Below are 25,733 nucleotides of genomic sequence, written 5' to 3'. Positions count from 1 at the left end.
CTCCGTGCGCGGTGTCGTCTCCGTAGTTGTAGAGGACCGCGCACGGATTATGCAACTAGTTGCACAAAGGCTCCGGGGTGGCGTGTCTCAGATCACCGGTCACGGCTTTCGAGCAGGACGTGCAGTTCCCTCTCCTGGTCGCCGGAGGCGGAGGAGAGGCTGCGTACCGCGAACAGGGAGTCGAGGGTCGAACGGAGCCGGTCGATCGCCCAGTAGCCGCCCTGCGCGTCAGCCTCGACCGAGGCCGAGAGGCGGGGCGGCGTGGCGCACTCGTGGGCGTCGGTGACCTCGAACGTGCCGAGCCACACCATCGGGCGGGTCTCGTGGAGCTGCTGGGGCACGTCGTCGGCTTCCCGGTCGGACTCGAAGCACTGGCGCAGCGCGTCGAACACGATCCGGGCGTCTTCCTTGCTGCATCCGCTGATCTCAAGGGAGACGGGTTCCTCGTGCAGTCGCTCAGGGCCCATCGTGATTGCTCCTCTCATGGCAATGGCGCGGTATCACGGGTTCCCCCGCGAACCGCGCCATGCCAACAGAAAAGCACCGATTCACGGGCGGTGCACCACCCGCCGGGGCGCTCGGAGCGGGCTCAGCTCCGCGTGAACTTGTACGTCTTGCTGTCCGTGAGGATGCAGAACCCGGGCGACATCACGATGACGCGCAGGGTGCCGGTGCGCCGGTCGTAGTCGATGCCCTCCGCCTCGAAGGTGCCCGAGCAGGAGCTGCGCAGCGGGAGCTGGCGCAGCGCGGTGACATGACCGGTGACGTCGGCGGAGCCGGGCTGGGCGGACAGGTCGATCTGCAGGAGCGGCTTGGTGTAGCCGAAGAGGCTGCCGTCCGGGTCGTCCGAGGAGCACAGCAGAGTGGTCGCGCTGGAGAAGTCGCAGCCCTGGATGTCACGCACGGCGTGGTCCAGGCTGACGACGGACGCCAGCGGGAGGTTCGCGGACGGCGAGGTGCTCTTGTTGACGCCCGGCGTCGGGAAGACCAGGAAGCGGGTCATCGTGCCGTACTCGCCGGAGAGCATGTACTGGCCGTCGGGCGAGATCGCGTCCCAGGAGTTGTTGAGGGCCTCGCCGGAGGCGAGCGTGTGCACGTACTCCGACCAGGCGCCGCCGGGGGCCTGCACCCGGTACATCTTGGCGGTGCCGGAGTCCGCCTGGTACGGCTCGACGTAGTAGCCGTCGTACGACGCGTCGGGGTCGCCGACGTGGTTCCAGCCGCGGCTGGACACGCCGACCGGGATGGTGCCGACGCCGGTGTACCGGTTGGGGCTGTTGGCGGGGACCTCGACCGAGGCCAGGCCCTGGCTCTCGGTGAGCGGGTCGGCGCGGTCGGAGCCGGTCTCGGTCCAGGCGTCGGCGGCGGACGCCGGGCCGGTCGAGAGGACGAAGGCCGCGGCGAGGGCGACCAGGGAGGTCAGGCCTGCGCGACAACGTTGCCGGGTGGACGCGGGCATGGAAGCCTACTCCTCGGTGTCGGGGGGTGGGACGCGCGTGCGGCGGTCAGTCTGGCGTGCACCTGACAGGCATGTACAGACCAACGACGGAACGGGAAGGTGAACTCACGCCCGTGCCGCCCCCGGCGGTTGTCTCGCCGTACGGATGCCGCCGTGTTGAGAGATGGTGGAAAAGTCGGCGGCAGCGTCGGAGAGTCGGGTGTGAGCGCGATAGAACAAGGGGAGTCGGCACGGGGGGACGGCGTGCCGTGCGGAGGTTCGAAGGCGGTGCGTGGGATGAGTCCAGCCGAGGCGTCGGTGGCCGAGGGCGAGGAGCCGGTGCGCGGTCCCGTGCGACCGGGCGGGCTGCTCGACGTCCTGGGCGTGGCCTCGGTCGTGCTGGACGCCAAGGGGCGCATCGTGCTGTGGAGCCCCCAGGCCGAGGAGCTGTTCGGCTACTCGGCCCGCGAGGCGCTCGGGCAGTACGCGGCCCGGCTGATGGTGCACGAACGCCATATCGACCTGGTCGGCAAGCTGTTCGCGGACGTGATGAGCACCGGGCAGAGCTGGGCGGGCGGCTTCCCGATCCGGCGCAAGGACGGCTCCACCCATGTGGTGGAGTTCCGCAACATGCGGCTCATGGACGACAACGGCGACGTGTTCGCGCTGGGTCTCGCCGCCGACCAGTCGACGGTGCGCCGGCTGGAGCAGGACGTGGCGCTGTCCGAGCGGATCGTGAAACAGTCGCCGACCGGGCTGGCCGTCCTCGACACGGAGCTGCGGTTCGTCTCGGTCAACCCGGCACTGGAGCGGATCAGCGGAGTCCCCGCCGGGGAGCACGCGGGGCGGACGGCCCGCGAGGTGCTGCCGCATCTGGACGCCGACGCGCTGGAGTCGGCGGCGCTGCGGGTGCTGCGCACCGGCGAGCCGATGATCGACCGTTTCACGGTGGGCCGTACGCCGGCCGACCCGGACGAGGAGCACATCTGGTCGGTGTCGGTGTACCGGCTGGAGGACGCGTCGGACAACGTGCTGGGCGTCGCGGTCTCGGTGGTGGACATCACCGAGCCGTACCGGGCCGGAGTCGAGGCCGAGAACGCGCGCCGGCGCCTGGCCGTGATCGCCGACGCCTCCGCCCGGATCGGCACCACCCTGGACCTGGAGCGCACCGCCGCCGAACTGGCCGACGTCGCCGTTCCGGAGCTGGCCGACGTGGCGGCCGTGGACCTGCTGGACACGGTGGTCGAGGGCCGGCGCAGCACGCTAGGACCGGCCGAGCCGGCCGTGCTCCGCGCTCTCGCCGTGCGCGCGGAGCAGGAGACGGACGCGGTCCAGGCGGCCGACCCGCCGGGCACGGTGGCCCGGTACGCGCCGGACCGGCTGGTCACGGAGTGTGTGCGGACCGGTGAAGCGGTCCTGGTGCCGCAGGTCAAGGACGAGGACCTGCCGAGGATCGCCCGCTCCGCCGAGGCGGCCGTGCTGCTGGGGCGGGCCGGGGTGCACTCGTATCTGGCCGTGCCGCTGATCGCCCGCGGCGAGGTGCTGGGCGCTCTCGACCTCAAGCGGACCCGCAATCCGGCGCCCTTCGACGACGACGATCTGCTGCTGGCCCGGGAACTGGCCGCCCGCGCGGCCGTGCAGATCGACAACGCCCGCTGGTACCAGAACGCCCGCACCACCGCGCTCACCCTGCAGCGCAGCCTGCTGCCCACCCACCCCCGGGTCACCACCGGCCTGGAGGTCGCCTCCCGCTACCAGCCGGCCGGCGCCACCGTCGAGGTCGGCGGCGACTGGTTCGACGTCATCCCGCTGGACGGCGGCAGGACCGCCCTGGTGGTGGGCGACGTGATGGGCAGCGGCATCAACGCGGCCGCGACAATGGGCCGGCTGCGCACCGCGACCACCACACTGGCCGCGCTGGGCCTCGATCCGGCCGTCCTGCTGGAGCACCTGGACAAGACCACCTCGGGCCTCGACCACTCCATCGCGACCTGTGTGTACGCCGTGCACGACCCGCGTCTGCGCCAGTGCAGGATCGCCAACGCCGGCCATCTTCCACCGGTCCGGGTCCGCCCCGGCCGGCCGCCGGAACTGCTCGACCTGCCCACCGGGGTCCCGCTGGGCGTCGGCGGGATCCCCTTCGCCACGACGACCGTGGACTTCGAGCCCGGGGACGAGCTGGTGTTCTACACCGACGGTCTCGTCGAGACCCGCAGCCACTCCCTGGACGAGCGGCTGGACGCGCTGCTGGCCCTCCTCGACGACCCGGCCCGCCCGCTGGAGGAGGCCTGCGACCTGCTGTTGCGGGAGCTGCACCACCCGGACAACCACGACGACGTGGCGCTGCTCATCGCGCGGGCGCAGGAACTGCCGTAGCCGAGACGATCAGTGGCCCCGGGTCCGCCGAATCCGGGTTCATGCGGCACTCGGCTGGCTCGCCGGCGCGCTTCCCGGCGAGCCGGTGGTGCTCACCACCCAGACCGCCAACGTCGGCTCAATGCGTCTCGCGGCGAAGCTGGGGTTCACCGAGGTGGAGCGGTTCGAGGCCTGGGGCGCCGAGCAGTGGCTCGGCATGTGGCCCCCGGTCACGCCATCCAGTCGAGTTTGCGACGGAACCGCCGGGGAGTACCCGCCCATCCACGTGCGAGCGGTCTGCCACCGCGACGTGCCCGCGCGCGTGCCGGGCGTCACCTCTGGTCCCGCTCCCGTACGCCGATCACGACGTGGGCGAACAGCTCCTCCGAGACCGTGAGCCGGGCGGTCAGACCGGCGGCGGCGAAGGCCTCGACGGCTGCCCCGGCCTGGCGTTCGCTCGTCTCGACGAGGACGCAGCCGCCGGGCGCGAGCCATTCGGGTGCCCCGGCGGCGACCCTGCGCAGCACGTCGAGGCCGTCGCCGCCGCCGTCGAGGGCGACCAGCGGTTCGTGGTCGCGGGCCTCGGCGGGCAGCAGCCCCACCTCGCCGCTGGGGACGTAGGGCACATTGGCCGCGAGGATGCCGACCCGGCCGCACAGGGCGGCGGGCAGGGCGTCGAACAGGTCGCCCACGTACGCGTGACCGCCAAAGGGGGCGATGTTGCGCCGGGCGCAGCCGACCGCGACCGGGTCGATGTCGGCGGCATGCAGCTCCGCGTCCCCGAGGGCGGCGGCGAGGGCCGCGCCCACCGCGCCGGAGCCGCAGCACAGGTCCACGACGACGGACGCGTCCCGGGCCTGGGCCAGCGCCTCGCCGACCAGGAACTCGGTACGGCGGCGCGGCACGAACACGCCGGGTTCGACCAGCACCCGCAGCCCGTGGAAGCCGGCCCAGCCGAGGACGTGTTCCAGGGGCTGTCCGGTGGTGCGCCGGGCCACCATCGTGGCCAGCTCGTCCAGGGTGCGGGCGGTGGCGAGGATCAGCTCCGCCTCGTCCTCGGCGAAGACGCAGCCCGCGGCGCGCAGCGCGGCGACGACGGCGGTGGTGTCGGAGAGTGAGAGCATCGCCGAGAGCCTATCGGGCCCGCCGGTCCGACGGTCACACGCCAACCGTCTCCTCTGCCTCTGCCTCTTCCTCCGCCTCCCTCGCTTCCTTCTCCGCTTCCTCCACCGCGAGTTCGGCGGGCGATCCCGGTACGGCCGTGGGGGCGGCCGGGGCCTTGGCCCGCTCGTACGCCGCCGCGACCGCGGTGAGCGCCAGGCCGGCCAGCAGCCAGACCGCGAGGGTCCACACATGGCGGCTCAGGCCGTCGTCGCCGAAGTACAGCAGGCTGCGGACACCCTCGACGAAGCCGGCGCCGTTCCAGAAGGCGTGCAGGGTGCCGAAGAAGCCGTTCTGCAGCTCGGGGCGGAACAACCCGCCGGAGCTGGTGAAGTTGAGCATCACGAACAGCACCATCATGGCCAGCGTGGTCCACCGCTTCAGGAAGGTGTGCAGTCCGACGCCGATGAGCAGGATGCCCGCCGAGTAGAGCCAGGCCATGCCCCAGACACCGGCCAGGTCGTGGTGGGCGAGGTGGAACACCGGCCCGGCGAGCAGCGCGCCGATGCCGCTGACGACGGCGGAGACGCCGAGCGCGAGCAGAGCGCGTATCCGCATGGGGAGCGTGCCGCCGGCCGCGCCGAGGGCGGCGACCGAGGCGTAGGAGCCGATGCTCACCGCGATGAGGAGGAAGAACAGGCCCTGTCCCGTGGGGTCGTCGGCGACCGGCTCGGCCACGTCGGTGACCTTGAGCGGGACGCCCTGCCCGGCGGCGACGGGGATGAAGACCTTCTCGACTGCGGTGGCGCCCATGTCGGAGGCGGCGCTCGCGACCAGCAGCTCCGGCGCCTTGGCGCTCGGCACGTAGGCGCCGGTGACGGTACGGGACGTCAGCAGGTCGACGGCCTGGGCGCGGGTCGGGACGGTACGGACGTCGAGCTGGTCACCCGCGGCGTCCTTGACGGTCTGCGCGAACACCTTCGCCTCCGGTCCGGTGCCGACCACGGCGACGGGCAGATGGTTGGGCTCCGGGTGGACGAACGCGCCCATGTAGGCCAGCCCCATGCCCAGGCACATCAGCAGCGGGGTGATCAGGTGCGTGAGCACATGGCGCAGTGCCGGTGACCTCATCGCGTACGACCTCCAGACCTTCCGGCCAAACTGGTTGGCCTATACAACTCATGCTCAAGTTGTACTATACAACTAGAATGTCGGAGGAGGTATTCCGTGAGGATGTTGCTGGTGCTGGTGCCGCCGTCGAAGGTCCTCCCATGACGGCGGCGGAGGCGGCCGTCGAGACCATCCAGCGCGAGATGACGGTCTTCGCGCGCCGGGCCCGGGCGTCCGCCGGACGTATGCACCCCGAGCTGTCGCTGGTGTCGTACACGCTGCTCGGGCATCTGGAGGAGCGCGGCGGCTGCCGGGCGACCGACCTGGCCGCGCACTACGCGCTGGACAAGTCGACGGTCAGCCGGCAGGTGGCGGCGCTGGAACGGGCCGGGCTGGTCGAGCGGCGCCTGGACCCGGAGGACCACCGGGTCCAGGTGCTGCATCTCACGGAGGCCGGGCAGGAGATCCTGGCCCAGGTCACGCACAGTCGCAGGGCCGCGTTCCGGGAGCGGCTGGCGGACTGGCCGGAGGAGGACCTGGTCAGGTTCGCCGGATACCTGGAGCGCTACAACGCCGGGACGTCGACGGGCACCGGCGAGGACTGACCGAGGGTCTGCGGCACCCGGGCCGCGAGGAAGGCGGTATGGCGGCGCAGGCGGAAGCCGAGCGACTCGTACAGCCGGATCGCGGTGGTGTTCTCGGCGCCGGTGTGCAGGAACGGGGTCTCGCCGCGGGCCCGGATGCCGTGCGCGACCGCGCGGATCAGCCGGGTCGCCAGGCCCTCGCCGCGGTAGGCCGCGTCGGTGCAGACCGCGCTGATCTCGGTCCAGCCCGGCGGGTGCAGCCGCTCCCCCGCCATCGCGATCAGCCTCCCGTCCCGGCGGATGCCCAGGTAGGTGCCGAGTTCGATGGTGCGGGGCAGGAACGGGCCCGGCCGGGTGCGCTCGACCAGGCCGAGCATCTCCGGCACGTCGGCGGGGCCGAGGCGGACCGCCTGCGGCTCCGGGACGGCGTCCATGCCCTCGTCCACCAGCTGCACGCCCGGGATGTTCATGGTGAGTTCCCAGCCGTCAGGGAGCTCACCCTGGAAGCCGGCCAGCCCGACCTCGCCGCCCGGACCGGCCATGGCGGCGAGGTCGGCCCAGTCCTCGGCGCCGGGATCCTCGGGGAGGCCCAGCCACGGGGAGACGTCCACCGGGTAGCGCAGGACCCGCCCGCGCCGTTCGGCGAAGAGGGCGTGCGGGCCGGTGAGTGAGGCGAGGGCGGGGTTGTCCAGGATGTGCGGGGCGTTCTCGCCCGGGCTCGGGAGGCTCATATGGCGACCTCGATCACGACCTTGCCGCGCGCGTGCCCGTCCTCGACGGTGCGCAGCGCCTGGCCCGCCTCTTCGAGCGGGTAGGTCCGCGAGACATGCGGGTCCAGTTCCCCGCCCACGACGAGCTCGGCCACCTCGTCGAGGACCGCGGCCGTACGGGCGCGTTCGACCCGGCTGCCGCCCAGCGCGGCGACGGTGTCCGGCGCGGCGCCCGCGGTGATGAGCCTGGTGCGGTCCGCGAGCAGGCCGGCCGCCTCGGCGAGCACCTCCCCGCCGACCAGGTCGTAGACCCCGTCCACGCCCTCCGGCGCGGCGGCCCGCACCCGCTCGGCCAGGCCGGGGCCGGAGGGCACGTGCACGGCACCCAGCGACTCGACGAACTCCTTCTTGGCTTCGCTCGCCACACCCACGACCCGCAGCCCCCAGGCGCGGGCGATCTGCAGGGCGGCCGCGCCGACTCCCCCGCCCGCACCGGTGACCAGCAGGGTCGCGCCCTCGGGCAGGTCGAGCTGGCGCACACCGTCGTAGGCGGTGGCCGCGGCGACCGGCAGGGTGGCGGCCTCGGCGAAGGACAGCGCGGCGGGCTTGTGCGCCGTCACGGACGCCGTCAGCAGGGCGTACTCGGCGAAGGCGCCGGCGGGCGTGTTGCCGAAGACCTCGTCGCCGACCGCGAACCCGGTCACGCCCTCGCCGATCTCCTCGACCACCCCGGCGGCCTCGCTGCCGAGGACGACCGGGAAGCGTGCCTCGCCCTCGCCCGGGCGCCGGAAACCGTTCCGCAGCTTCCAGTCGACGGGGTTGACCCCCGCCGCCCGCACCGCGATCAGCAGCTCACCGGCGCCGGGACCGGGCCGGTCCACATCGGCGAAAGCCTCGGCCTCGGGCCCGCCGTGCCTGGTGTAGACGTACGCCTTGGGCATCGTGTTTCCTCGCTCTCTGGTGCTGTCACCGGTGTCCCGGTACCGGCACTCAGCGCCAAGGACGATCGCGTGGCCGCTATTCCCGCGCCCGCGAATCGTTCATACGGCCGCAATGATCGGGGTCCTGACCTGGGCCTGAGCACCCGATCGGACGTCGTACGGTTGAAGCATGAACGTCACCCGAGGCTTCACCGGCCGCCCCCGCACACACCACGCCGGACTGCCACCCGGCCAGTACGACGCGGGCGACGACTGGCCCGTGCTCTCCGCCGAGGTGACACCGGAGCTGGCGCCGGCCGACTGGTCGTTCCGGATCGACGGGCTGGTGGCCGAGCCGCGCACCTGGGACTGGGCGGCGGCACACGCGCTGCCCACCTCGGCGTACGAGGGTGACATCCACTGCGTGACCAGCTGGTCGAAGTTCGGGGTGCGGTTCGGGGGCGTCTCGCTGGACGCGTTCTTCGATGTGGTGCGGCCACATGGCTCCGCCACACATGCCGTCGCCTACTCGCACACCGGTTACACCGCCAATCTGCCGCTCGCGGACCTCACCGGCGGGCGGGCCTGGATCGCCTTCGAGTACGAGGGGCGGCCGCTGCCCGCCGAGCACGGCGGACCGGCGCGGCTGCTGGTCCCGCACCTGTACTTCTGGAAGAGCGCCAAGTGGATCGCGGGCATCACCCTGCTCGACCACGACGAGCCCGGCTTCTGGGAGCAGAACGGCTACCACGCGCGGGGCAACCCGTGGGAGGAGCAGAGGTACTCCGGTGACTGAGACGACGACCGCCGCCGGGACCTTCGCTCCCCCGACGCGCTTCGCGGTGCCCGGGCGCATCGAGGTCGGCGGCCCGGCCGCGACGACATGGCAGCAGGCCACGATCACCGGGATACGGCGCGAGACGCCACGCGCGGCGACCTTCCGGTTCGCGGTGCCCACCTGGGCGGGCCATCTGCCGGGGCAGCACCTGATGCTGCGGCTGACCGCCGAGGACGGCTATGTGGCACAGCGCCACTACTCCCTCGCCTCCGCACCGGACGGCTCCGGGCACATCGAGCTGACCCTGGACCAGGTCGACGGCGGCGAGGTCTCCGGCTGGTTCCACACCGTGGCCCGGCCCGGCGACACCGTCGAGGTGCGCGGCCCGCTGAGCGGCTTCTTCGCCTGGCCCGGCGACCGGCCCGCGCTGCTGATCGGCGCGGGCTCCGGGGTCGTACCGCTGATGTCGATGGTCCGGCACCACCGGGCCCGGGCCCTGGACGTACCGCTGCGCATGCTGGTGTCGGCGCGCTCCCCCGAGGAACTGATCTACGCGCGGGAACTGGGCGCGGAGACCACGGCCGTGTTCACCCGGACCGCGCCGGAGGGTGTGCCGGTGGGACGTATGGCCGCCACACATGTGGCCCCGCTCGTGGCCGAGCAGCCCGATGGTGGGTGGGAAGCCTATGTGTGCGGCTCCAACGGGTTCGCGGAGCACGCCTCGCGGCTGCTCGTGGCGGCCGGCCAGCCGGTGGACCGGATCCGCATCGAGCGGTTCGGCTGAACCGAGCCGTTCGGCTGAACGGCCGGTGGCCTTCCGGACGGCCTGCCGGGGGGCGTGCGGTCCGGGTACCGCGGGGCGCCGGGGCGGGTGTGCGGCGCGCGCCGGAACGTGTGCTTCAGCCGGTGTCCCGCTCGTGGCTCCGGCAGGTGCGCCAGGTACTCCGTACGGGGTAACAGACCCATGTGGACGCTCGCGTGCAGGGGGGGCACGCTGGGAGCTGCGGACCGGCTGTCCGGCCCTTCGGCTCCCGTGGCGGCGAGGAGGTCGACATGCGTACCCGGGTGCATGGCTGGCGCTGGCGGCAGAACCCGCTGCGGCGCAAGTCCGACATGGTGGAGGCATGGATCGCGCTGGCCGTCGCGGTCCTGTTGTGCGTGGGTGCGCCCCTGGTGGGGGCCGCGGCGGGGCTGTGGGCCCATCAGCAGGCGCGGTCGGTGGCGACGGTGGAGCGGGCCGAACGGCACATGGTCCGGGCGGTGGTCGTCGGGAACACGCCGGAGCAGCTGCCGTCGGTGCAGGGCGGCGACCGGGAGCACGCCTATCAGGCGGACGTCCGCTGGACCGAACCCGGCAAGGGGACGAAAACCGCCCTGGCCCGGGTACCGGCGAGGACCCGGGCCGGTGACACGGTGGACGTGTGGTTCGACCGTCAGGGCCACAGTGTCGCCCCGCCGCCCAACGAGGTCGCCGTCTGGCAGCACACGGTCACCGTGGGCGTGTGCGGGGCGGGCGGATCGGCGGCCATGGTGCTGCTCGGGCACGGTCTGGTCCGCCGGATCGCGCTGCGGCACCGGCTCGCCGAGTGGGAACAGGAGTGGGCACGCACCGGACCGGACTGGACCCGCGGACGCGCCTGACGACCCCCTGAGGCCCCAGGGAATCCCCTACTCCGCCGACTGCTGCACCCGGCGGGCCACACGCGCGTGCGTGCGCAGCGCCTCGGTCAGTCCCGGCAGGACGGGTTCGCTTCGGTCGAGCAGTACCCGGCCCGCCACCACCGTCGTCCAGGCCCGGGCGGGGCCGCAGCGCAGCCAGGCCTCGACCGGGTCGGTGAGCGCGCCGGCCAGGGCGACGTCGTGCAGATCCCAGACGACCAGGTCGGCGCAGGCGCCGGGGCGCAGGTGTCCCAGTTCGTCGGCGCGGCCCAGACATCGGGCCGAGCCGCGGGTGGCGATGTCGAGGGCGTCGCGGGCGGTCATCGCGCCGGGTCCGCCCCGGTAGCGGGCCAGCAGCAGGGCGTTGCGCGTCTCCATCCAGAGGGAGGCGTGATCCGTGGAGGCCGACCCGTCGCAGCCGATGCCGACGGGCAGTCCGAGTTCCCGCATCTCCCGCACCCGTGCCGTACCGCCGCCGATCAGCATGTTGGAGCTGGGACAGTGGGCGACGCCGACGCCCGCGTCGGCCAGCCGTCTCAGCTCGGCGTCGTTCGGATAGATGCAGTGGGCGACCCAGGTGCGGTCGCTCAGCCAGCCGCAGTCCTCGACGTACTCGACGGGACGGCAGCCGTAGGTCTCCAGGCAGTAGGTGTCCTCGTCGTGGTCCTCGGCGAGATGGGTGTGCAGGCGCACGTCGTACCGCTCAGCGAGTTCGGCGGTCGCCGTCATCACCTCCTTGGTCACCGAGAACGGTGAGCAGGGGGCGAGCGCGACCCGGATCAGGGCGCCGGGTCCGGGGTCGTGGTGGGTCCTGATGAGCCGTTCACTGTCGGCGAGGACCTCGTCGGTGGTCTGGGTGACGCTCCTGGGCGGCAGTCCGCCGTCCTCGACGGAGCGTGTCATCGAGCCGCGGGTGGCGTGGAAACGGAAGCCGATGTCACGGGCGGCGCGGATCTCGGCGTCGACCAGGCCGGCACGCGGATGCACATAGAGATGGTCGGAGGACGTGGTGCAGCCGCCCATGAGGAGTTCCGCCATACCGACGTACGCGGAGACGTAGGCGGCCTCCTCGTCGAGGGCGGCCCACAGGGGGTAGAGGGTGGTCAGCCAGTCGAAGAGGGAGCCGTTGACGGCGGGGGCGTAGGAGCGGGTGAGGTTCTGGTAGATGTGGTGGTGGGTGTTGACGAGGCCGGGGGTGACCAGTCGTCCGGAGGCGGAGACGACCGTACGGGCCTCCGGTTCGGTGCCCGCCGCCCCGACCGAGGTGACCCGACCACCGGTGAGGGCGGCCCAGCCGCCCGGGATCTCCCACCCGCCGTCGACGACGAGCAGTCCGGCGTCCCTGACCAGCAGATCGACGGTTGACGGCATGGGGTCATGGTAGGCGCCGGGCGACGCAGAGGCCTGGCGACTCGTCCGGCCACCCACGTACGGTGTGATCATCCGCACGATCCCTTCGCCAAAGGTGGTTGTTGATGGCCCTGTTCGACCTTCCCCTGGACGAACTCCGTGAACACCGCAGTGCGTCGGTGGCGCCCGAGGACTTCGACGCCTTCTGGTCCAAGACGCTCCAGGAGGCCCGCGGGCACGATCTCGACGCCCGCTTCGAGCCGGTCGACACCGGGTTGTCCACGGTCGAGGTGTACGACGTGACGTTCGCCGGGTTCGGCGGCCACCCGGTCAAGGGCTGGCTGCGGCTGCCGGCCGGGGCCACCGAGCCGCTGCCGCTGATCGTGGAGTTCATCGGCTACGGCGGCGGGCGCGGACTGGCGCACGAGAACCTGCTGTGGGCGTCGACCGGGCGGGCGCACTTCGTGATGGACACCCGGGGCCAGGGCAGCGCCTGGGGCGGCGGTGGCGGTACCGCCGACCCGGTGGGCGGCGCGCCGGCGTACCCCGGGTTCATGACGCGGGGCATCGACATGCCCGAGAACTACTACTACCGCCGGGTGTACACGGACGCGGTCCGGGCGGTCGAGGCGGCGCGCTCGCACCCCCTCACCGACGCTGCGCGGACGGTGGTGCTCGGCGCCAGCCAGGGCGGCGGGATCACCATCGCGGTCGGCGGGCTCGTCCCGGACCTGGCCGCGGTGGCGCCGGACGTGCCGTTCCTGTGCGACTTCCCGCGCGCCACCACCCTGACGGACCGTCATCCGTACCGGGAGGTCGCCCTGTTCCTCAAGACGCACCGCGGCCGCTCGGCCGAGGTGCGGCGCACCCTCTCCTACTTCGACGGTGTGCACTTCGCAGCGCGCGGCCGGGCCCCGGCGCTGTTCTCGGCGGCCCTGGAGGACCAGACCTGCCCGCCGTCCACGGTCTCCGCGGCCTTCAACTCCTGGGCGTACGAGGACAAGGCGATCGAGGTGTACGACTTCAACGACCACGAGGGCGGCGGCCCGTACCACGAGGCGACGAAGATGCGCTGGCTGCGCGCATATGCCTGAGGACGTGCAGGAGTTGGACACGCGGGCGGCCGCCGAGCGGTTCGTCCGGGTCTGGGAGCGCGGCTGGGCCGCCCACGACGTGGACGCCCTGCTCGCCCTGTACGCCGAGGACTGTGTGCACCGCTCGATGCCGTTCCGCGAACCGCACCGGGGACGGGACGAACTCGCCGCGTATCTGCGCTGGTCGTTCGAAGAGGAGCGGGTGACGGACGTGCGGTTCTCGGCGCCGCTGGTGGGGCCTGACCGGGTCGCGGTGGCCGAGTTCCGGGTGTTCTCCGAGGAAAGTGGCACGGCGGCCACGCTGGCCGGGTGTGTGTTCGTACGTTTCGACCCGCAGGGCCTGGCGGTGCGGAGCCGCGACTACTGGCACACCACCGAGGGGCACGAGGAGCCGTCCGGGGGTCTCTTCCTCCACTGACCTTCCCTCCAGTCCGACCAGTCGGTACGTTCTGGGTGCCCGGGCCGCACTGCCGCGGTGCGGGTTTTCCGGCGTACGACGGAGGGCGCATGTCCGAGCACGAGCCACAGGTCCACGGTCACTGCGAGCCGCGTTTCGCGGCGGTGCGGGAGGCCTTCGAGGAGAACTTCCGGGGCCGGGATGAGCTGGGTGCCGCGGTGGCGGTGACGGTCGGCGGCGAGACGGTTGTGGATCTGTGGGGCGGCTGGGCGGACCCGGCGCACAGCCGGCCGTGGGAGCGGGACACCCTGGTGAACGTCTGGTCGACTACCAAGGGCCCGGTGGCGCTGTGCGCGCACATCCTGGCCGACCGGGGGCTGCTCGACCTCGACGCGCCGGTGGCCGACTACTGGCCCGAGTTCGCGGCGGCGGGCAAGGAGCAGGTCCTCGTCCGGCACCTGCTCTCGCACCGCGCCGGGCTGTCCGGTCTGCGGGAGCCGCACTCGCTCCAGCAGCTGTACGACTGGGAGTTGACGACCGCGCGGCTGGCTGCGACGGAGCCCTGGTGGGAGCCGGGGACGCGGTCCGGGTATCACGCCCTGACCTACGGCTTCCTGGTCGGCGAGGTGGTGCGGCGGGTGTCGGGGCTGCTGCCGGGGGCGTTCCTGGAGGGTGAGGTGACCGGGCCGTTGGGCGTCGACTTCACCGTCGGGCTGCCGGAGAAGGAGTCCGGGCGGGCGGCGGCACTGGAGCATCCACGGGTCACGTCGGACAGTGAACAGGCTGCGATCTTCAGCCAGTTGGCGCCCGCGGCCGTCGCGGCCCTGGCCAACCCGGGGGTGGGCGCGACCGCGGCGAACACGCCGGAGTGGCGGGCGGCCGAGATCCCGGCGGCCAACGGCCACGGCACGGCCAGGGCGGTGGCCGCGCTGTACGGCGTGTTCGCGGGCCGGGGTGAGTACGGCGGCGTGCGCCTGCTGTCGCCGGAGGCGGCCGAGCGGGTGCGTGAGGGGCAGGGCAGCTGCCGTGACCTGGTGCTCGGGTCGGGTTTCGAGCACGAGACCGAGGTGGGGCTCGGTCTGTGGCTGAGTGGGGCGAACGGTTCCTACGGACCGAACCCACGGGCCTTCGGGCACGACGGATTCGGTGGTTCGTGCGGGCTGGCCGATCCGGAGGCGGGGGTGTCGCTGGGATACGTGATGAACCGGATGGGGCCACGGATCGCGGATGATCCACGGAAGACGGCCCTGGTGAACGCCCTCTACGCGAGCCTGTGAGGCCGGTTCGGTTTCGGCCGAACCTGTGAGCCGCCCTTCCCTGATGGTTTAGACCAATGCTTAGATCTGGTCGCGCAATGAGCCCGCACGGCTACGTCTTGTCACCAACAGGAGGCGCGGCATGGCCCGCACCACCCACCACGACCACTCCGAGAGCGAAGGGCAGCCCCTGTACTGGCGGATAGCGACACAGCTCCTCGGCGAACTGCGCGACGGCACCGTCCCGCCGGGCGAACGGCTACCGGGGGAACGCCAGTTGGCACAGCACTTCGGGGTCAGCCGGGAAACCGTCCGGCAGGCGCTGGAGGTGCTGCGCCACAGCGGTCTGGTCGCCACCGACCGGCGGGGCAGTCACGCCACACTGCGCGGCCGGCCGGTCGAGAGCCCGGTCTCCCTGGCGTTCCCGGTGGGCGCCGGCACCACGGAGCACGGCACGGTCGACCGGGCCACGGTGACCTGGGAGGAGCCACCACCCGAGCACGCGGCGGCACTGGGCCTCGCCCCGCACCGCCCGACCCTGGTCCACCGCTACGAGTCCACCTCACCCGACGGCCGGGCCCTGCGCACCGCCATGACCTCCTTCTCGGCCGTCGCACTGACCGAGGTCGAGGAACTGGGCCGCTACCGGGACCGGGCCGACGGTGCGGCCGCCGCACAACTGCACCGGGCCTACGACTGGATGCGCAAGGCGGGCCTCACCCTGCACCACCGGGACTCGATCAGCCAGGTCGCGGACGCGGCCTCGGTCCGGGTGACCCGCCGGGTGCACGACCAGTACGCCCGCCCGCTGGAGATCACCGATCTCGTGGTGGACGCCCAGCAGGACGCGCTGGTCTACGAGTTCACGGTTCCCGCCGCCGGCTGACCTCCACTGAGCTTCCTGGCCACGACGAGCCGGGCGCGTGGGCTGCCGTCGTCCCGCCGGCCGAACTCGGGCAGCCCGCACAGGTCCACCGAGAACCCCGTCCGCTCCAACTCCCCCACCACAGCACCGAGTCGGAAGGCCCGGTAGTACATGACGAACGGGGGCCGCCACAGGGCGTTGCGCACCCGCATCGCGGCGTCGAAGCCGAGCAGCATCCAGAATCCCGGGCGGGTGGGGCGGGGCGGCGCCAGCACCGGGAAGGCGAAGGTCCCTTCCGGCCGCAGTACCGAGTGGACCTGGCCGAACAGGCCGGGCAGCTCCCGGGGCAGGAAGTGCCCGAACGCCCCGAAGCTGACGACCAGGTCGAAGGCGGCCGCGAACGGCAGGGCCCGGGCATCGGCGCGCACCCAGTTGACATCCGGGCCGTCGGGCGGGGGCAGGCGGCGGGCGATGTCGAGCATGCCGGCGCTGAAGTCGACGCCGGTGACGCTGTTCCGGCACACCTGGGCCAGCACGTCCAGACCGGCGCCGGTGCCGCAGCACAGGTCAAGGCCGTCCGGGAACGGACCGAGCGGGGCAAGCGCCTTGGCGACCGCCTCCAGGACCGAGTCCGAGGTCCGGAAGGGGGTGTGATCGAACTTCGGGGCCAGCAGGTCGTAGCCGCGCTCGACCGAGGAGAGGGCCTGGACGGTGAGCTCGCGGAGGCTCGGGCCATCGGGGCTGAACATCCGGCCAGCTTACGGGAGCCACCGGCGCCGGACCCGGCCAAAAGTGCCGGCCGGTTCCTCGATCGTGAACGTCGGCTCGGTCGCCGGGCTCACCGCCCAGCATGCGGATGCGGGGTTCCCGGCCACGTCGCGACCGGGAATATCGGTGACCGGCGCCATGTTGACCACGACGGAGCACCGGGTATAGTGCGAACAGCACCTGTGGTCGCCCCCTCGTCGGGCGCCGGTGCCGATTCCCTCTCCTCCAGCCGCTTCGCCCGTCGCTTCCCGACCGGCCGCCCGGCTTCTCCGCACCACCTCGTGACCAGGGCTTTCTGTGCCGTTCCCGAGGTGTCGTTCCCGCCGCACAGAGGCCTGCACGCCCGCCTCACGCTCGCGGCACCCTCCCCCTTCCCTCATGTCTTCCGTCCTCGAAAGGACCACCTCTCGTGACCACCACACTCGAACCTCCCGTACAGCAGCAGGCCCAGAACGCCGCCCGGCCCGTCACCGGTGTCCTCGACATCGACGCAGGCGGGAAGGGGCATCTGCGGGCCCCGAGCTGCCTGTCCTCCCCGGCCGACCCGCAGGTCTCCGCCGCGCTGATCCGCCGTCATGGCCTGCGCAAGGGCGACCTCGTCGAGGGCGTCCGGAGCAACCAGCGCACACTGACCGAGGTCACGCGCGTCAACGGCCGTACACCCGAAGAGCTGCGCGGCCGCCGTCACTTCCACGATCTCACCCCGCTGCACCCGCACGAGCGGATCCGCCTCGAACACCCCGCCTCCGGGCTCGCCGGACGGGTCACCGACCTGTTCGCCCCTGTCGGCAAGGGGCAGCGTGGGCTGATCGTGGCCCCGCCGAAGACCGGCAAGACCGTGCTGCTCCAGCAGTTCGCGGCCGCCGTCGCCGGCAACCACCCCGAGTCCCACCTGATGGTGCTGCTGCTCGACGAGCGCCCCGAGGAAGTCACCGACATGCGGCGCTCGGTCCACGGCGAGGTGTACGCCTCCACCTTCGACCGGCCCGCCAAGGAGCACATCGCGCTCGCCGAACTCGTCGTCGAGCGGGCCAAGCGGCTCGTCGAGGACGGCCGGGACGTCGTCATCCTCCTGGACTCCCTGACCCGGCTGTGCCGGGCCCACAACAACGCGGCCGCCGCCAACGGCCGCACCCTCAGCGGCGGCGTCGACGCCGGCGCGCTGCTCGGCCCCAAGCGGTTCTTCGGAGCCGCCCGCAAGGCCGAGGAGGGCGGCTCGCTCACCGTCCTCGCCACCGTTCTGGTGGACACCGGCTCCCGGGCCGACGGCTACTTCTTCGAGGAGCTGAAGGGCACCGGCAACATGGAGCTGCGCCTGGACCGCGAACTAGCCTCGCGGCGGGTCTTCCCGGCCCTGGACATCTCCCCCTCCGGCACCCGCCGCGAGGAACTCCTGCTCACCCCGGCCGAGTTGACCGCCGTACGCGGGCTGCGCCGGGCCCTGCAGAGCCGGGAGGGGACTCCCTGCGGGCTGGAGACGCTCCTTGAGCGGATGCGTGAGACGCCGGACAACGCGACCTTCCTGCGCCGTGTCCAGCCGACCCTGCCGGCGGGCTGACACCGGAGCCGGGCGTGCGGCATCCGGGTTGCTCAGTGCGTCCGTCCGGCCCAGGCTGCGCGCCGGACACCCGCTCCCTTCCTACGTTGATCGTATGACGATCGGATTCCCTGACCGATTCCCTCGCCGAGCGGCGGTGTCGAGCTGCGCCGTCTGCCTGGCGGCCCTGCTGGCGCTGACGCCCGGTACGGCCGCCGCCGGCGCGCTGGACCCGGCCCCGCCCCCGAGGGCGGTGGTGCCCGGGCCGTCGCTGCTCTACCACTCCGGCACACAGGTACGGCCGCACCCCGGGGTGCCACAGGTCCCCGACGTCTCCGCGCTCTCCTGGCTGGTGGCCGACGCGGGCAGCGGCCAGGTGCTGGCGGCGAACGAGGCGCATGTCCAGCTGCCCCCGGCCAGCACGCTGAAGACGCTGTTCGCGCTCACCGTGCTGCCGGTCCTGCCGGCCGGTATGGAGCACCGGGTGACGCACGAGGAACTGGCGGACGTCGGTGAGGGCAGCAGCCTGGTCGGCGTCGAGGAGGGGCACACCTACCGGGTGGCCGATCTGTGGCGCGGGGTCTTCCTCAGCTCCGGCAACGACGCCGTGCACGTCCTGTCCGCGCTCGGCGGGGGCTGGGAACGCACCGTCACCCGGATGCAGGCCAAGGCGCGTTCCCTGGGCGCCCTCGACACGCACGTCGAGTCCCCCGACGGCTACGACGCGCCGGGGCAGGTCTCCTCGGCATTCGACCTGGCGGTGTTCGGCCGGGCCGGGCTGCGCAACCGCGACTTCGCCCACTACTGCTCCACCGCCGCGGCCCGCTTCCCCGCCGGCGACGGCTGGTCGTTCGGCATCGAGAACACCAACCGGCTGCTGACCGGCGAGGACGGTGTGGCCCGGTATCCCGGACTGATCGGGATCAAGAACGGCTACACCACCAACGCCGGCAACACCCTTGTCGCCGCCGCCCGGCGGGGCGGGCGCACCCTCATCGTGACGGTGATGAACCCCCAGGACGGAGGCGTGTACGACGAGGCCCGTCAGCTGCTCGACTGGGGTTTCGAGGCGGCCGGAAGGGTCGACCCGGTGGGCTCGCTGGACGCTCTGCGGGCCAGACCGCGGCCCCGGCCGGGTCCGAGCACCGTACCGCTGGCGGCGGCCACGGCACCCGATGGCGACTCCGGCTGGTCCGACACCGCCGTCGCCGCGGGCTTCGCGGCGCTCGGCGTGGGTGCCGTGACCCTCGCGATGCGGCTCAGGGGCGACCGGTCCGGGCGGGACTGACCGGTCGGCAGGCCCAGCAGCAGGCCCAGGGTGATCCAGGTGTAGATGTTGCTGCCGAAGAACCCGTCGATGCCGGACGCGTCGTCGAACCACAGCCACACCACGCTGGTGCACATCACCGCGTAGAGGGCGCCCGCGATCCGCGGGTACCCCGCGCGGGCCAGCAACGCGAAGGCGGGCAGCGCCCACACCAGGTGGTGCACCCAGGTGATCGGGCTGACCAGGCAGGCGGTGAGACCGGTGAGCGCGAAGGCGGCCGTCCAGTCCCCGGCCGCCACCGCCTTGCGGGTCCGCCACGCCCACACGGCCAGCGTGAGCAGCACGACCGTCGCCCACAGCGGCTTGTCCGGATGGCCGAGCCGGGCCAGTACGCCCTGCAGCGACTGGTTCGACACATAGTCGAGCCGGCCGACCCGGCTGGTGTCCCACAGCGCCTGCGTCCAGTAGTAGCGGGACGCCTTCGGGTCGGCCCAGGCGGCGAGCCCGGTGGCGGCGAGCGTCACCGCCGTCGCGGTCGCCGCCGCCCGCCATCTGCGGGCGAGCAACAGCATGCCGATGAACAGCGCCGGTGTGAGCTTGACGGCGGCGGCGAGCCCGATCCCGACCCCCGCCCAGCGTCCCCGCCCGCTGCGCAGCAGACAGCAGTCGCCGAGGACCAGGGCGAGCAGCACCAGGTTCACCTGGCCGAAGCTGAAGGTGTCCCGCAGCGGCTCGAACAGCGCCAGCGCGCACAGGGCCAGCGCCCAGCGGTACCAGCCCCAGCGCCGCCAGCCCGGCCCGGCCAGGATGCGCAGCACGAAGGCCAGTGCGGCCAGGTTGACCAGCAGCGAGGCCGCGATGGCCAGGTGCCGCCCCACCAGCGCCATGGGCAGCATGCCGACGGCGGCGAACGGCGGATAGGTGAAGCCGTACGTCGTCCCGGGCACCCGGTAGTCGTAGATCCGCCCGCCGTGGTGCACCCAGGTGTGCACGGTGCCGTAGTAGACGCGCAGGTCGAACCAGCCGCGCAGCAGCGGCACGGTGGCCGTGAACACGGTCACGGCGGCGACGAGGACCAGGACGAGCAGCAGTCTCCCCCGGTCGGTACGCGGTCCCCTCATGCCGTACGTCCCACGGCCGGGGCCTGCGCGGCCTGGTGGGCCTGCCACAGCACGACCACGCCGAGCACCCCACCGGAGACGGCGAGGACCAGCTGGCCGGCGTCGGCTGGGCCGCCGCTGGGCAGCACGGCGAGCGCGAGCACTCCGGTGACGGCGGCCACCCGGTGCCGTACCGAGGTGCTGGGCGCCGCTGCCGCTATCAGGAACAGGCCCCAGATGGCGTACCAGGGCCGGATCGCCGGTCCGAAGGCGGCGACCGCGGCCAGGCTCAGGCCGAGGGCGTAGATCGGGCGGGGCCGCAGCCGGAGCCATATCAGCAGCACGGTCACCGCGGTGAGCGCGAGGCCGAGCAGATGCCAGGCCGGGACGGCCAGCGGCGCCAGATCGCTGCCGAGGTGTTCGAGAAGCGCGCCGGTGGCCCGGCCGAGCAGGCTGCTGAGCGCCCAGTTGTGCGCGGAGACGGGCGTGTCCAGCGCCCTTATCCAGCCGTACCCGGTCCCGGCGACGGCGGTCGCGGCCACCGTCGTGGCGCCGGACGCGGCCGCCGTCAGCAGGGTGGCGCGCACCGGACTGCGGCCCTTGCGCGCCTGTACGACGATGACCGCTAGCAGACCCAGTGCGGCGGGCGCCTTCACCAGCGCCGCGAGCGTGACGAGCACGGCTCCCAGGACCGGCCAGCGGCCGAGCGCCGCGACCAGACCGAGGCCGAGCAGACCGAGCATTATCGCGTCGTTGTGGGCGCCCGCGACCAGGTGCAGAAGCACCAGGGGGTTGAGAGCCCCGAGCCAGAGCGCGGCGGCCGGGTCGGCACCGCTGTGCCGGGCGAGCCGGGGCAGCGCGGCCGCCATCAGGCCGACGCCGAGCAGGGCGACCAGGCGCATCCCGAAGAGCCCGGCCGGGAGTTCGCCCCGGGTCAGGCCGGACAGCAGCGAGGCGACACCCATGAACGCGGGGCCGTACGGGGCCGCGGTGTTCTGCCAGACCGGGGCGACCTCGTCGGCCAGCGGACCGCCGAGCTGGGCGGGTCCCGCCGTGTAGACGTCCATGTGCGCGTCGACCATCGCGCCCTGCGCGAGGTAGCTGTATACGTCCCGGCTGAACAGCGGGGGTGCCAGCAGCAGCGGGGTCGCCCAGACGGCGAGGACCAGCAACAGCTGTCGCGGGGTGGGCGGTTCGCCGCTGCGCACGAGGCGCCCGAGCAGCAGCCAGGCCGCGATGAGGAGCACGACGCCGAAGTAGACCCCGACCAGGCCGAACGCCGCCTGCACGGAGCTCGGCGCGAGGAGATCCTCCACGGGCAGGGCACCGGCTGTCTCACCTCCCAGGGCCAGGAAGGCGGTGCCGGCCAGGCCAAGCACCTGGCAGCGGCGTAGATCGATGGGGAAAACCATGGCCAACACTGGGTCAGCGTGTCAATGGCGGGTGGCCAGAAAGCGACGGGGTGTTTTCTTGGGAGCGGCCTAGTTGTTACCTGTAGGTGGTGGAACCCTTCTTCTGCCGTCTCCTAGAACACCGACAGACCCGTGAGTGTCGTGAATCTGTCCAGCGCCGCCACTCCCGCCACCGAGTTGCCCCGCTCGTCCAGGCCCGGGCTCCACACGCAGATGGCACAACGCCCCGGCACCACGGCGATGATGCCGCCGCCGACCCCGCTCTTCCCTGGCAGGCCGACCCGGTAGGCGAAGTTTCCCGCCGCGTCGTACGTCCCGCAGGTCAGCATCACCGCGTTGACCTGCTTCGCCTGGCTGCTGGTGAGCAGACGGGTGCCGTCGGCCCGGATGCCGTGGCGGGCCAGGAACGTCGTCGCCAGGGCGAGGTCGGCACAGGACGCGGCGACGGAGCACTGGCGGAAGTACTGGTCGAGGAGGACCGGGATCTCGTTGTCGATGTTGCCGTAGGACGCCATGAAGTGGGCCAGGGCGGCATTGCGGTCGCCGTGCTGCGACTCGGAGGCGGCCACGTCCTTGTCGAAGCCCATGGAGTCGTTGCCGCTCTCGGCGCGCAGAAAGGTGAGGAGTTCGCCGGCCGCGTCTCCGGTACGGGTGTGGAGGCGGTCGGTGACGACGAGGGCGCCCGCGTTGATGAAGGGGTTGCGCGGGATGCCGTTCTCGTACTCCAGCTGGACCAGGGAGTTGAAGGGGTTGCCGGAGGGTTCGCGGCCGACGTGCTCCCAGAGTTCGTCGCCCTCACGGGCCAGGTCGAGGGCGAGGGTGAAGACCTTGGTGATGGACTGTGCGGAGAACGGCTGCCGCCAGTCACCGACGCCGTAGGCCGTGCCGTCCAGCTCGGCCACGGCCATGCCGAAGCTGCGGGGATCGCAGGCGGCGAGCGCCGGTATGTAGTCGGCGGGCCGCCCGCGCCCGGGCGTCCGCTCCATTTCCTCCGCGATCCGCTCCAGGACCGGCAGGAAGGCGGGGGACGACGTCATTGTCATGATCACCATTGTGCCTCCGGACCGGTCCTGGTGCGTACTCGCAGGTCAGACGAGGTGCGAACCGGTGCCCGCGACCACCTCGGGACGCAGCAGGTCGGCGAGCCGACCGGCGGGCAGCAGCCCCTTCTCCAGGAGGAGTTCCGCTACACCCCGACCGGTGACGAGGGCTTCCTTGGCGGTGTCGGTGGCCGCCGTGTACCCGATGTACGGGTTGAGGGCGGTGACCAGGCCGATGGAGCTCTCGACCGGTACCGCCGCGTGGGCGCGACCAGCCAGGAAAGACCTGCAGCCGCCCCCATGCATGGCCGCCCGGATCACAAGGGGGTGCCCGGCGGTCATGTCGGCGTCGCAGGGTCCGGCACGCACTCCCCCGAGGAGGACCCAGCCGTGTTGCCGACACTCGCCGACGTCCCCCAGCCTTCGGCCGCGGGCGCCCCCGCCGCGGAAGCGGCTGATTGTCTACGCCTCCTCCGCCCTGCAGCTGGACGCACCAGACCCCGCTCGGCCCGGCCAAGAAGCGGCGTTCCTACAGCCGCCGTGATCCGCCGGACACCCGCTACGCGCACACCGGAACGTCGACCGGCTCCAGCGACCGAACAGGCCGCACCCGCCCGACCTCCCGGCCTCCGCCGAGCAACGCCTCGCCCTGGAACCCCGTGAGCAGAGCAGGGTCGACCCCGGCCCGCGCCAGCGCCGCCGCGGCCACCGGAATCCGCGCCCGGTTCGCCCCGTCGGCGATCTTCACCGCGATGGCCCGGCCATCAGCCAGCGCGGCGACCTGCACACCTTCGAAGCCGTCCTTCGCCAGCAGCCCCGGCACCGCCCGCATCAGTGCGGCGACGTCCCGTCCGGCCCCGGACGCCATCTCGGCGTGCTCCCGCATCGCGTCGGCGACGCGCGCCTGCGGCGTCCCCGGCGCGGCGGCCACGATCCGCGACACCGCCCGGGCGAGCCCGTGCAGGGAGATGGAGAACAGAGGGGCACCGCAGCCGTCCACCGTCGTACGCGCGATGCGCTGCCCCGTCAGGTCCTCGACGATCTCGGCGACCGCCTGCTGCAGCGGGTGCTCCGGCGCCAGATAGTCCTCGACGGACCAGCCGTTCAGCTTCGCGGTCCACAGCATCGCCGCGTGCTTCCCGGAGCAGTTCTGCGCGAGCCGCGACGGCAGCCGGCCCTCGCGGATCCAGGCGTCCCGGACGACGGGGTCGTACGGCAGGTCGGGAACGTTGCGCAGATCGTCCTCGGTGAGGCCGGCGAGATCGAGGATCCGCCGGGTCCCGGCGAGGTGCCGCTCCTCGCCGGAGTGGCTGGCGGCGGCCAGTGAGAGCAGCTCGCCGTCGAGCGGCAGCCCCGCCCGCAGCATGGCCACGGCCTGGACGGGCTTGATGGCAGAACGCGGGTAGAACGCGGCCTCGATGTCGCCGAGCTGGAACTGGACTTCTCCGTCGGCGCCGAGGACGACGACGGAGCCGTAGTGGATGCCCTCGACGACCCCGCCGCGGATGAGGTGGGCGACGGGGGCGTGCAGGGGTTCACGGACGATGGGTGCGGCCGCGGGGGAACTGCTGTACATCACTGCCTGATCTCGGGTGAGTCGGGACGGACCTGCGCGGTTCACGCGCCGGTACCGGTGGACGGGCGCGCGAGTCGGCCGCGGATGGCGTACCAGCCGGCGACCAGCGCGGCGACGATCAGCGGCAGGCACAGCACGGTGGTGCGTCCGGCGCCGCCGTCGGCGTACACGAGGACCAGGACGGAGGCCAGGAAGGCCGGCGTCACCATCTCGGTCCAGGGAGAGCCCGGCAGTCGGTAGCCGGGCCGGGTGAGTTCGCCCTTCTGGGTCTTGTGCCGGAAGAGCGGGTGACAGAGCATGATCATGCCCCAGGTGGCGAGGATGCTGATCGCCGCCAAGTCGAGGATGATCTCGAACGCCTCGGCGGGGACGACGAAGTTGAGGCCCACGCCGAGGACACAGATACCGCTGGTGAGCAGGATCCCGCCGTACGGCACCTGGCTGCGGCTCATCCGCGCGGTGAACTCGGATCCCGGGCCCAGTTGGCCGAGGGCGCGTACGACGAGGAAGGCGAAGACCCCGCAGACCGCGTAGGAGAGGGAGGGGCCGGCGTCGGCGATGCGGCCGTCGGCGCCGAGGAAGAGGCCGGTGCCGATGGCGATCATGTTGACGTGCCGGTGCTTCAGCGACTTGGTGTAGCCGTGGTCTCCATCGTCGACGTGACGGGACGAGGGGCGTGTCTCGTCTTTGAGGTGCTGTTCGCTCACGCCTCGGGTCCGTCTTCCGTGGGCCCGTCCGTCCGCGCGGGACGCACGATGTGGGTGAGGGTCGTCTCGACGCGGTCGAGGTGGTGACTCATGGCCCGCACGGCGTCGGGTTCGGAACCGTCGATCAGCGCCTCCACGATGGCCCGGTGCTCCCGGTTGGACTGCTCACGGCGGCCGCCCAGTTCGTTGAGGAAGGCCGACTGACGCGCCAGTGCGTCCCGGATCTCCTCGATGACCCGTCCGAAGACCGGGTTCTGGGCGGCCTCGGCCACGGCCAGGTGGAAGAGGGTGTCCATCGCGACCCACGCGGTGGTGTCCGTCTCCCGCTCCATGCGGTCGAGCAGATGGGCCAGGTGGTCCAGGTTCTCCGGGGTGCGGCGCAGCGCCGCGTACCCGGCGACCGGGATCTCGATGTGGCGGCGCACCTCGAGCAGGTCGCTGGCCACGTAGTCGCCGAAGGTGGGGTCCTCGACGGCGTTCGCGACGACGAAGGTGCCCTTGCCGGTCTTGGAGACGGTCAGGCCCATCGTCTGGAGCGCCCGCAGCGCCTCACGGAGCACGGGCCGGGAGACCTCGAGGGCGCGGCACAGCTCCGCCTCGGAGGGGAGCTTGTCGCCTATGGCGTACTCGCCGCGCTCGATGGCACCGCGAAGGTGGCTCAGCACCGCTTCCATGGCGCTGACGCGCCGCGGGCCGATCCCACCTGTCT

At 72.4% G+C, this 25,733-nt stretch carries 24 protein-coding genes and 3 pseudogenes; 12 read left to right on the top strand and 15 right to left on the bottom strand.

Annotated features, from left to right (window positions below):
• Window positions 1–92 precede the first annotated feature (92 nt).
• On the bottom strand, window positions 93–467 hold the full coding sequence (locus ABZ396_RS14280) for a hypothetical protein (protein ID WP_358923510.1): 375 nt from the start codon (window positions 465–467) through the stop codon (window positions 93–95).
• Between the two features lie 122 nt (window positions 468–589).
• A complete protein-coding gene (locus tag ABZ396_RS14275) occupies window positions 590–1,459 on the bottom strand; it encodes a hypothetical protein (RefSeq protein ID WP_358923512.1) in 870 nt (289 codons plus the stop codon).
• A gap of 276 nt (window positions 1,460–1,735) precedes the next feature.
• Here ABZ396_RS14275 and ABZ396_RS14270 point away from each other — a divergent pair, with 276 nt between their 5' ends.
• Window positions 1,736–3,814 (top strand): SpoIIE family protein phosphatase, encoded by a 2,079-nt coding sequence (locus ABZ396_RS14270; protein WP_358923514.1) that lies wholly within the window; start codon window positions 1,736–1,738, stop codon window positions 3,812–3,814.
• 43 nt (window positions 3,815–3,857) lie between these two features.
• Window positions 3,858–4,037 (top strand): annotated as a pseudogene (locus ABZ396_RS14265) (GNAT family N-acetyltransferase); the annotation flags it as partial.
• Window positions 4,038–4,125: 88 nt separating this feature from the next.
• On the opposite strand, the gene ABZ396_RS14260 reads toward ABZ396_RS14265, so the two are convergent.
• Window positions 4,126–4,917 carry a putative protein N(5)-glutamine methyltransferase gene (locus tag ABZ396_RS14260; protein WP_359184652.1) on the bottom strand — a complete coding sequence of 264 codons (792 nt, stop codon included), beginning with the start codon at window positions 4,915–4,917 and terminating at the stop codon, window positions 4,126–4,128.
• 34 nt (window positions 4,918–4,951) lie between these two features.
• A complete protein-coding gene (locus ABZ396_RS14255; RefSeq protein ID WP_358923518.1) occupies window positions 4,952–6,025 on the bottom strand; it encodes a hypothetical protein in 1,074 nt (357 codons plus the stop codon).
• Window positions 6,026–6,165: 140 nt separating this feature from the next.
• Between ABZ396_RS14255 and ABZ396_RS14250 the strand changes: the two genes are divergently transcribed.
• On the top strand, window positions 6,166–6,609 hold the full coding sequence (locus ABZ396_RS14250) for a MarR family winged helix-turn-helix transcriptional regulator (protein WP_358923519.1): 444 nt from the start codon (window positions 6,166–6,168) through the stop codon (window positions 6,607–6,609).
• Here ABZ396_RS14250 and ABZ396_RS14245 read toward each other — a convergent pair.
• Both ABZ396_RS14245 and ABZ396_RS14240 read right to left on the bottom strand, forming a co-directional pair.
• Window positions 6,570–7,319, bottom strand: coding sequence for a GNAT family N-acetyltransferase (locus tag ABZ396_RS14245; RefSeq protein ID WP_358923521.1), 750 nt, complete (start codon window positions 7,317–7,319; stop codon window positions 6,570–6,572). The two genes, ABZ396_RS14250 and ABZ396_RS14245, sit on opposite strands and share 40 nt — an antisense overlap.
• Window positions 7,316–8,239 carry an NADP-dependent oxidoreductase gene (locus ABZ396_RS14240; protein ID WP_358923523.1) on the bottom strand — a complete coding sequence of 308 codons (924 nt, stop codon included), beginning with the start codon at window positions 8,237–8,239 and terminating at the stop codon, window positions 7,316–7,318. The genes ABZ396_RS14245 and ABZ396_RS14240 overlap by 4 nt, the downstream gene beginning before the upstream one ends.
• 169 nt (window positions 8,240–8,408) lie before the next feature.
• On the opposite strand from ABZ396_RS14240, the gene ABZ396_RS14235 reads away from it, so the two are divergent.
• The 3 genes from ABZ396_RS14235 to ABZ396_RS14225 all read left to right on the top strand — a co-directional run bounded on the left by ABZ396_RS14235 (window position 8,409) and on the right by ABZ396_RS14225 (window position 10,637).
• Window positions 8,409–9,014, top strand: coding sequence for a sulfite oxidase-like oxidoreductase (locus tag ABZ396_RS14235; RefSeq protein ID WP_358923525.1), 606 nt, complete (start codon window positions 8,409–8,411; stop codon window positions 9,012–9,014).
• Window positions 9,007–9,780: a ferredoxin reductase gene (locus ABZ396_RS14230; RefSeq protein WP_358923527.1), complete on the top strand. Its 774-nt coding sequence runs from the start codon at window positions 9,007–9,009 to the stop codon at window positions 9,778–9,780. Before ABZ396_RS14235 ends, ABZ396_RS14230 begins: the two co-directional genes overlap by 8 nt.
• A 269-nt stretch (window positions 9,781–10,049) precedes the next feature.
• Window positions 10,050–10,637: a DUF3592 domain-containing protein gene (locus ABZ396_RS14225; protein ID WP_358923529.1), complete on the top strand. Its 588-nt coding sequence runs from the start codon at window positions 10,050–10,052 to the stop codon at window positions 10,635–10,637.
• A gap of 27 nt (window positions 10,638–10,664) precedes the next feature.
• Here ABZ396_RS14225 and ABZ396_RS14220 read toward each other — a convergent pair whose 3' ends face one another.
• On the bottom strand, window positions 10,665–12,026 hold the full coding sequence (locus ABZ396_RS14220) for an 8-oxoguanine deaminase (protein WP_358923530.1): 1,362 nt from the start codon (window positions 12,024–12,026) through the stop codon (window positions 10,665–10,667).
• 104 nt (window positions 12,027–12,130) lie between these two features.
• On the opposite strand from ABZ396_RS14220, the gene ABZ396_RS14215 reads away from it, so the two are divergent.
• From ABZ396_RS14215 to ABZ396_RS14200, 4 genes are all read left to right on the top strand, one after another.
• The gene (locus ABZ396_RS14215; protein WP_358923532.1) at window positions 12,131–13,099 is read left to right on the top strand and encodes an acetylxylan esterase; all 969 of its coding nucleotides are present in this window, start codon (window positions 12,131–12,133) and stop codon (window positions 13,097–13,099) included.
• 13 nt (window positions 13,100–13,112) lie between these two features.
• Complete coding sequence (locus tag ABZ396_RS14210) at window positions 13,113–13,517, top strand: nuclear transport factor 2 family protein (protein ID WP_358923590.1); 405 nt, start codon at window positions 13,113–13,115, stop codon at window positions 13,515–13,517.
• Between the two features lie 89 nt (window positions 13,518–13,606).
• Complete coding sequence (locus ABZ396_RS14205; protein WP_358923534.1) at window positions 13,607–14,773, top strand: serine hydrolase domain-containing protein; 1,167 nt, start codon at window positions 13,607–13,609, stop codon at window positions 14,771–14,773.
• A 121-nt stretch (window positions 14,774–14,894) separates the two neighbouring features.
• Entirely contained in the window at window positions 14,895–15,638 is a 744-nt protein-coding gene (locus ABZ396_RS14200; protein WP_358923536.1) for a GntR family transcriptional regulator, read from the top strand.
• On the opposite strand, the gene ABZ396_RS14195 is transcribed toward ABZ396_RS14200, so the two are convergent.
• Window positions 15,608–16,366, bottom strand: coding sequence for a methyltransferase domain-containing protein (locus ABZ396_RS14195; RefSeq protein WP_358923537.1), 759 nt, complete (start codon window positions 16,364–16,366; stop codon window positions 15,608–15,610). The two genes, ABZ396_RS14200 and ABZ396_RS14195, sit on opposite strands and share 31 nt — an antisense overlap.
• Window positions 16,367–16,794: 428 nt before the next feature.
• Between ABZ396_RS14195 and rho the strand changes: the two genes are divergently transcribed.
• Window positions 16,795–17,943, top strand: coding sequence for a transcription termination factor Rho (rho, locus tag ABZ396_RS14190; protein ID WP_358923539.1), 1,149 nt, complete (start codon window positions 16,795–16,797; stop codon window positions 17,941–17,943).
• Window positions 17,944–18,037: 94 nt separating this feature from the next.
• Window positions 18,038–19,024: pseudogene (locus tag ABZ396_RS14185) on the top strand (serine hydrolase); the annotation flags it as partial.
• Here the strand turns inward: ABZ396_RS14185 and ABZ396_RS14180 are convergent.
• From ABZ396_RS14180 to ABZ396_RS14150, 7 genes and pseudogenes are all read right to left on the bottom strand, one after another.
• Window positions 18,967–20,310, bottom strand: coding sequence for a glycosyltransferase family 87 protein (locus ABZ396_RS14180; RefSeq protein ID WP_358923541.1), 1,344 nt, complete (start codon window positions 20,308–20,310; stop codon window positions 18,967–18,969). The pseudogene ABZ396_RS14185 and the gene ABZ396_RS14180 overlap by 58 nt on opposite strands.
• Window positions 20,307–21,701, bottom strand: a complete 1,395-nt coding sequence (mptB, locus tag ABZ396_RS14175; protein ID WP_358923543.1) for a polyprenol phosphomannose-dependent alpha 1,6 mannosyltransferase MptB — start codon at window positions 21,699–21,701, stop codon at window positions 20,307–20,309. Before mptB ends, ABZ396_RS14180 begins: the two co-directional genes overlap by 4 nt.
• 113 nt (window positions 21,702–21,814) lie before the next feature.
• Complete coding sequence (locus ABZ396_RS14170) at window positions 21,815–22,753, bottom strand: glutaminase (protein WP_358923544.1); 939 nt, start codon at window positions 22,751–22,753, stop codon at window positions 21,815–21,817.
• Window positions 22,754–22,789: 36 nt separating this feature from the next.
• Window positions 22,790–22,990 (bottom strand): annotated as a pseudogene (aspA, locus tag ABZ396_RS14165) (aspartate ammonia-lyase); the annotation flags it as partial.
• 310 nt (window positions 22,991–23,300) lie between these two features.
• Window positions 23,301–24,317, bottom strand: coding sequence for an asparaginase (locus ABZ396_RS14160; RefSeq protein ID WP_358923546.1), 1,017 nt, complete (start codon window positions 24,315–24,317; stop codon window positions 23,301–23,303).
• Between the two features lie 41 nt (window positions 24,318–24,358).
• A complete protein-coding gene (locus ABZ396_RS14155; RefSeq protein ID WP_358923548.1) occupies window positions 24,359–25,024 on the bottom strand; it encodes a hypothetical protein in 666 nt (221 codons plus the stop codon).
• The gene (locus ABZ396_RS14150) at window positions 25,021–25,698 is read right to left on the bottom strand and encodes a FadR/GntR family transcriptional regulator (RefSeq protein WP_358923592.1); all 678 of its coding nucleotides are present in this window, start codon (window positions 25,696–25,698) and stop codon (window positions 25,021–25,023) included. Before ABZ396_RS14150 ends, ABZ396_RS14155 begins: the two co-directional genes overlap by 4 nt.
• Window positions 25,699–25,733: the final 35 nt, after the last annotated feature.

Origin of the sequence: Streptomyces sp. NPDC005866 (assembly GCF_040629895.1) — a bacterium.
GTDB lineage: Bacteria > Actinomycetota > Actinomycetes > Streptomycetales > Streptomycetaceae > Streptomyces.
This window is presented reverse-complemented; position numbering and strand designations above follow the sequence as displayed.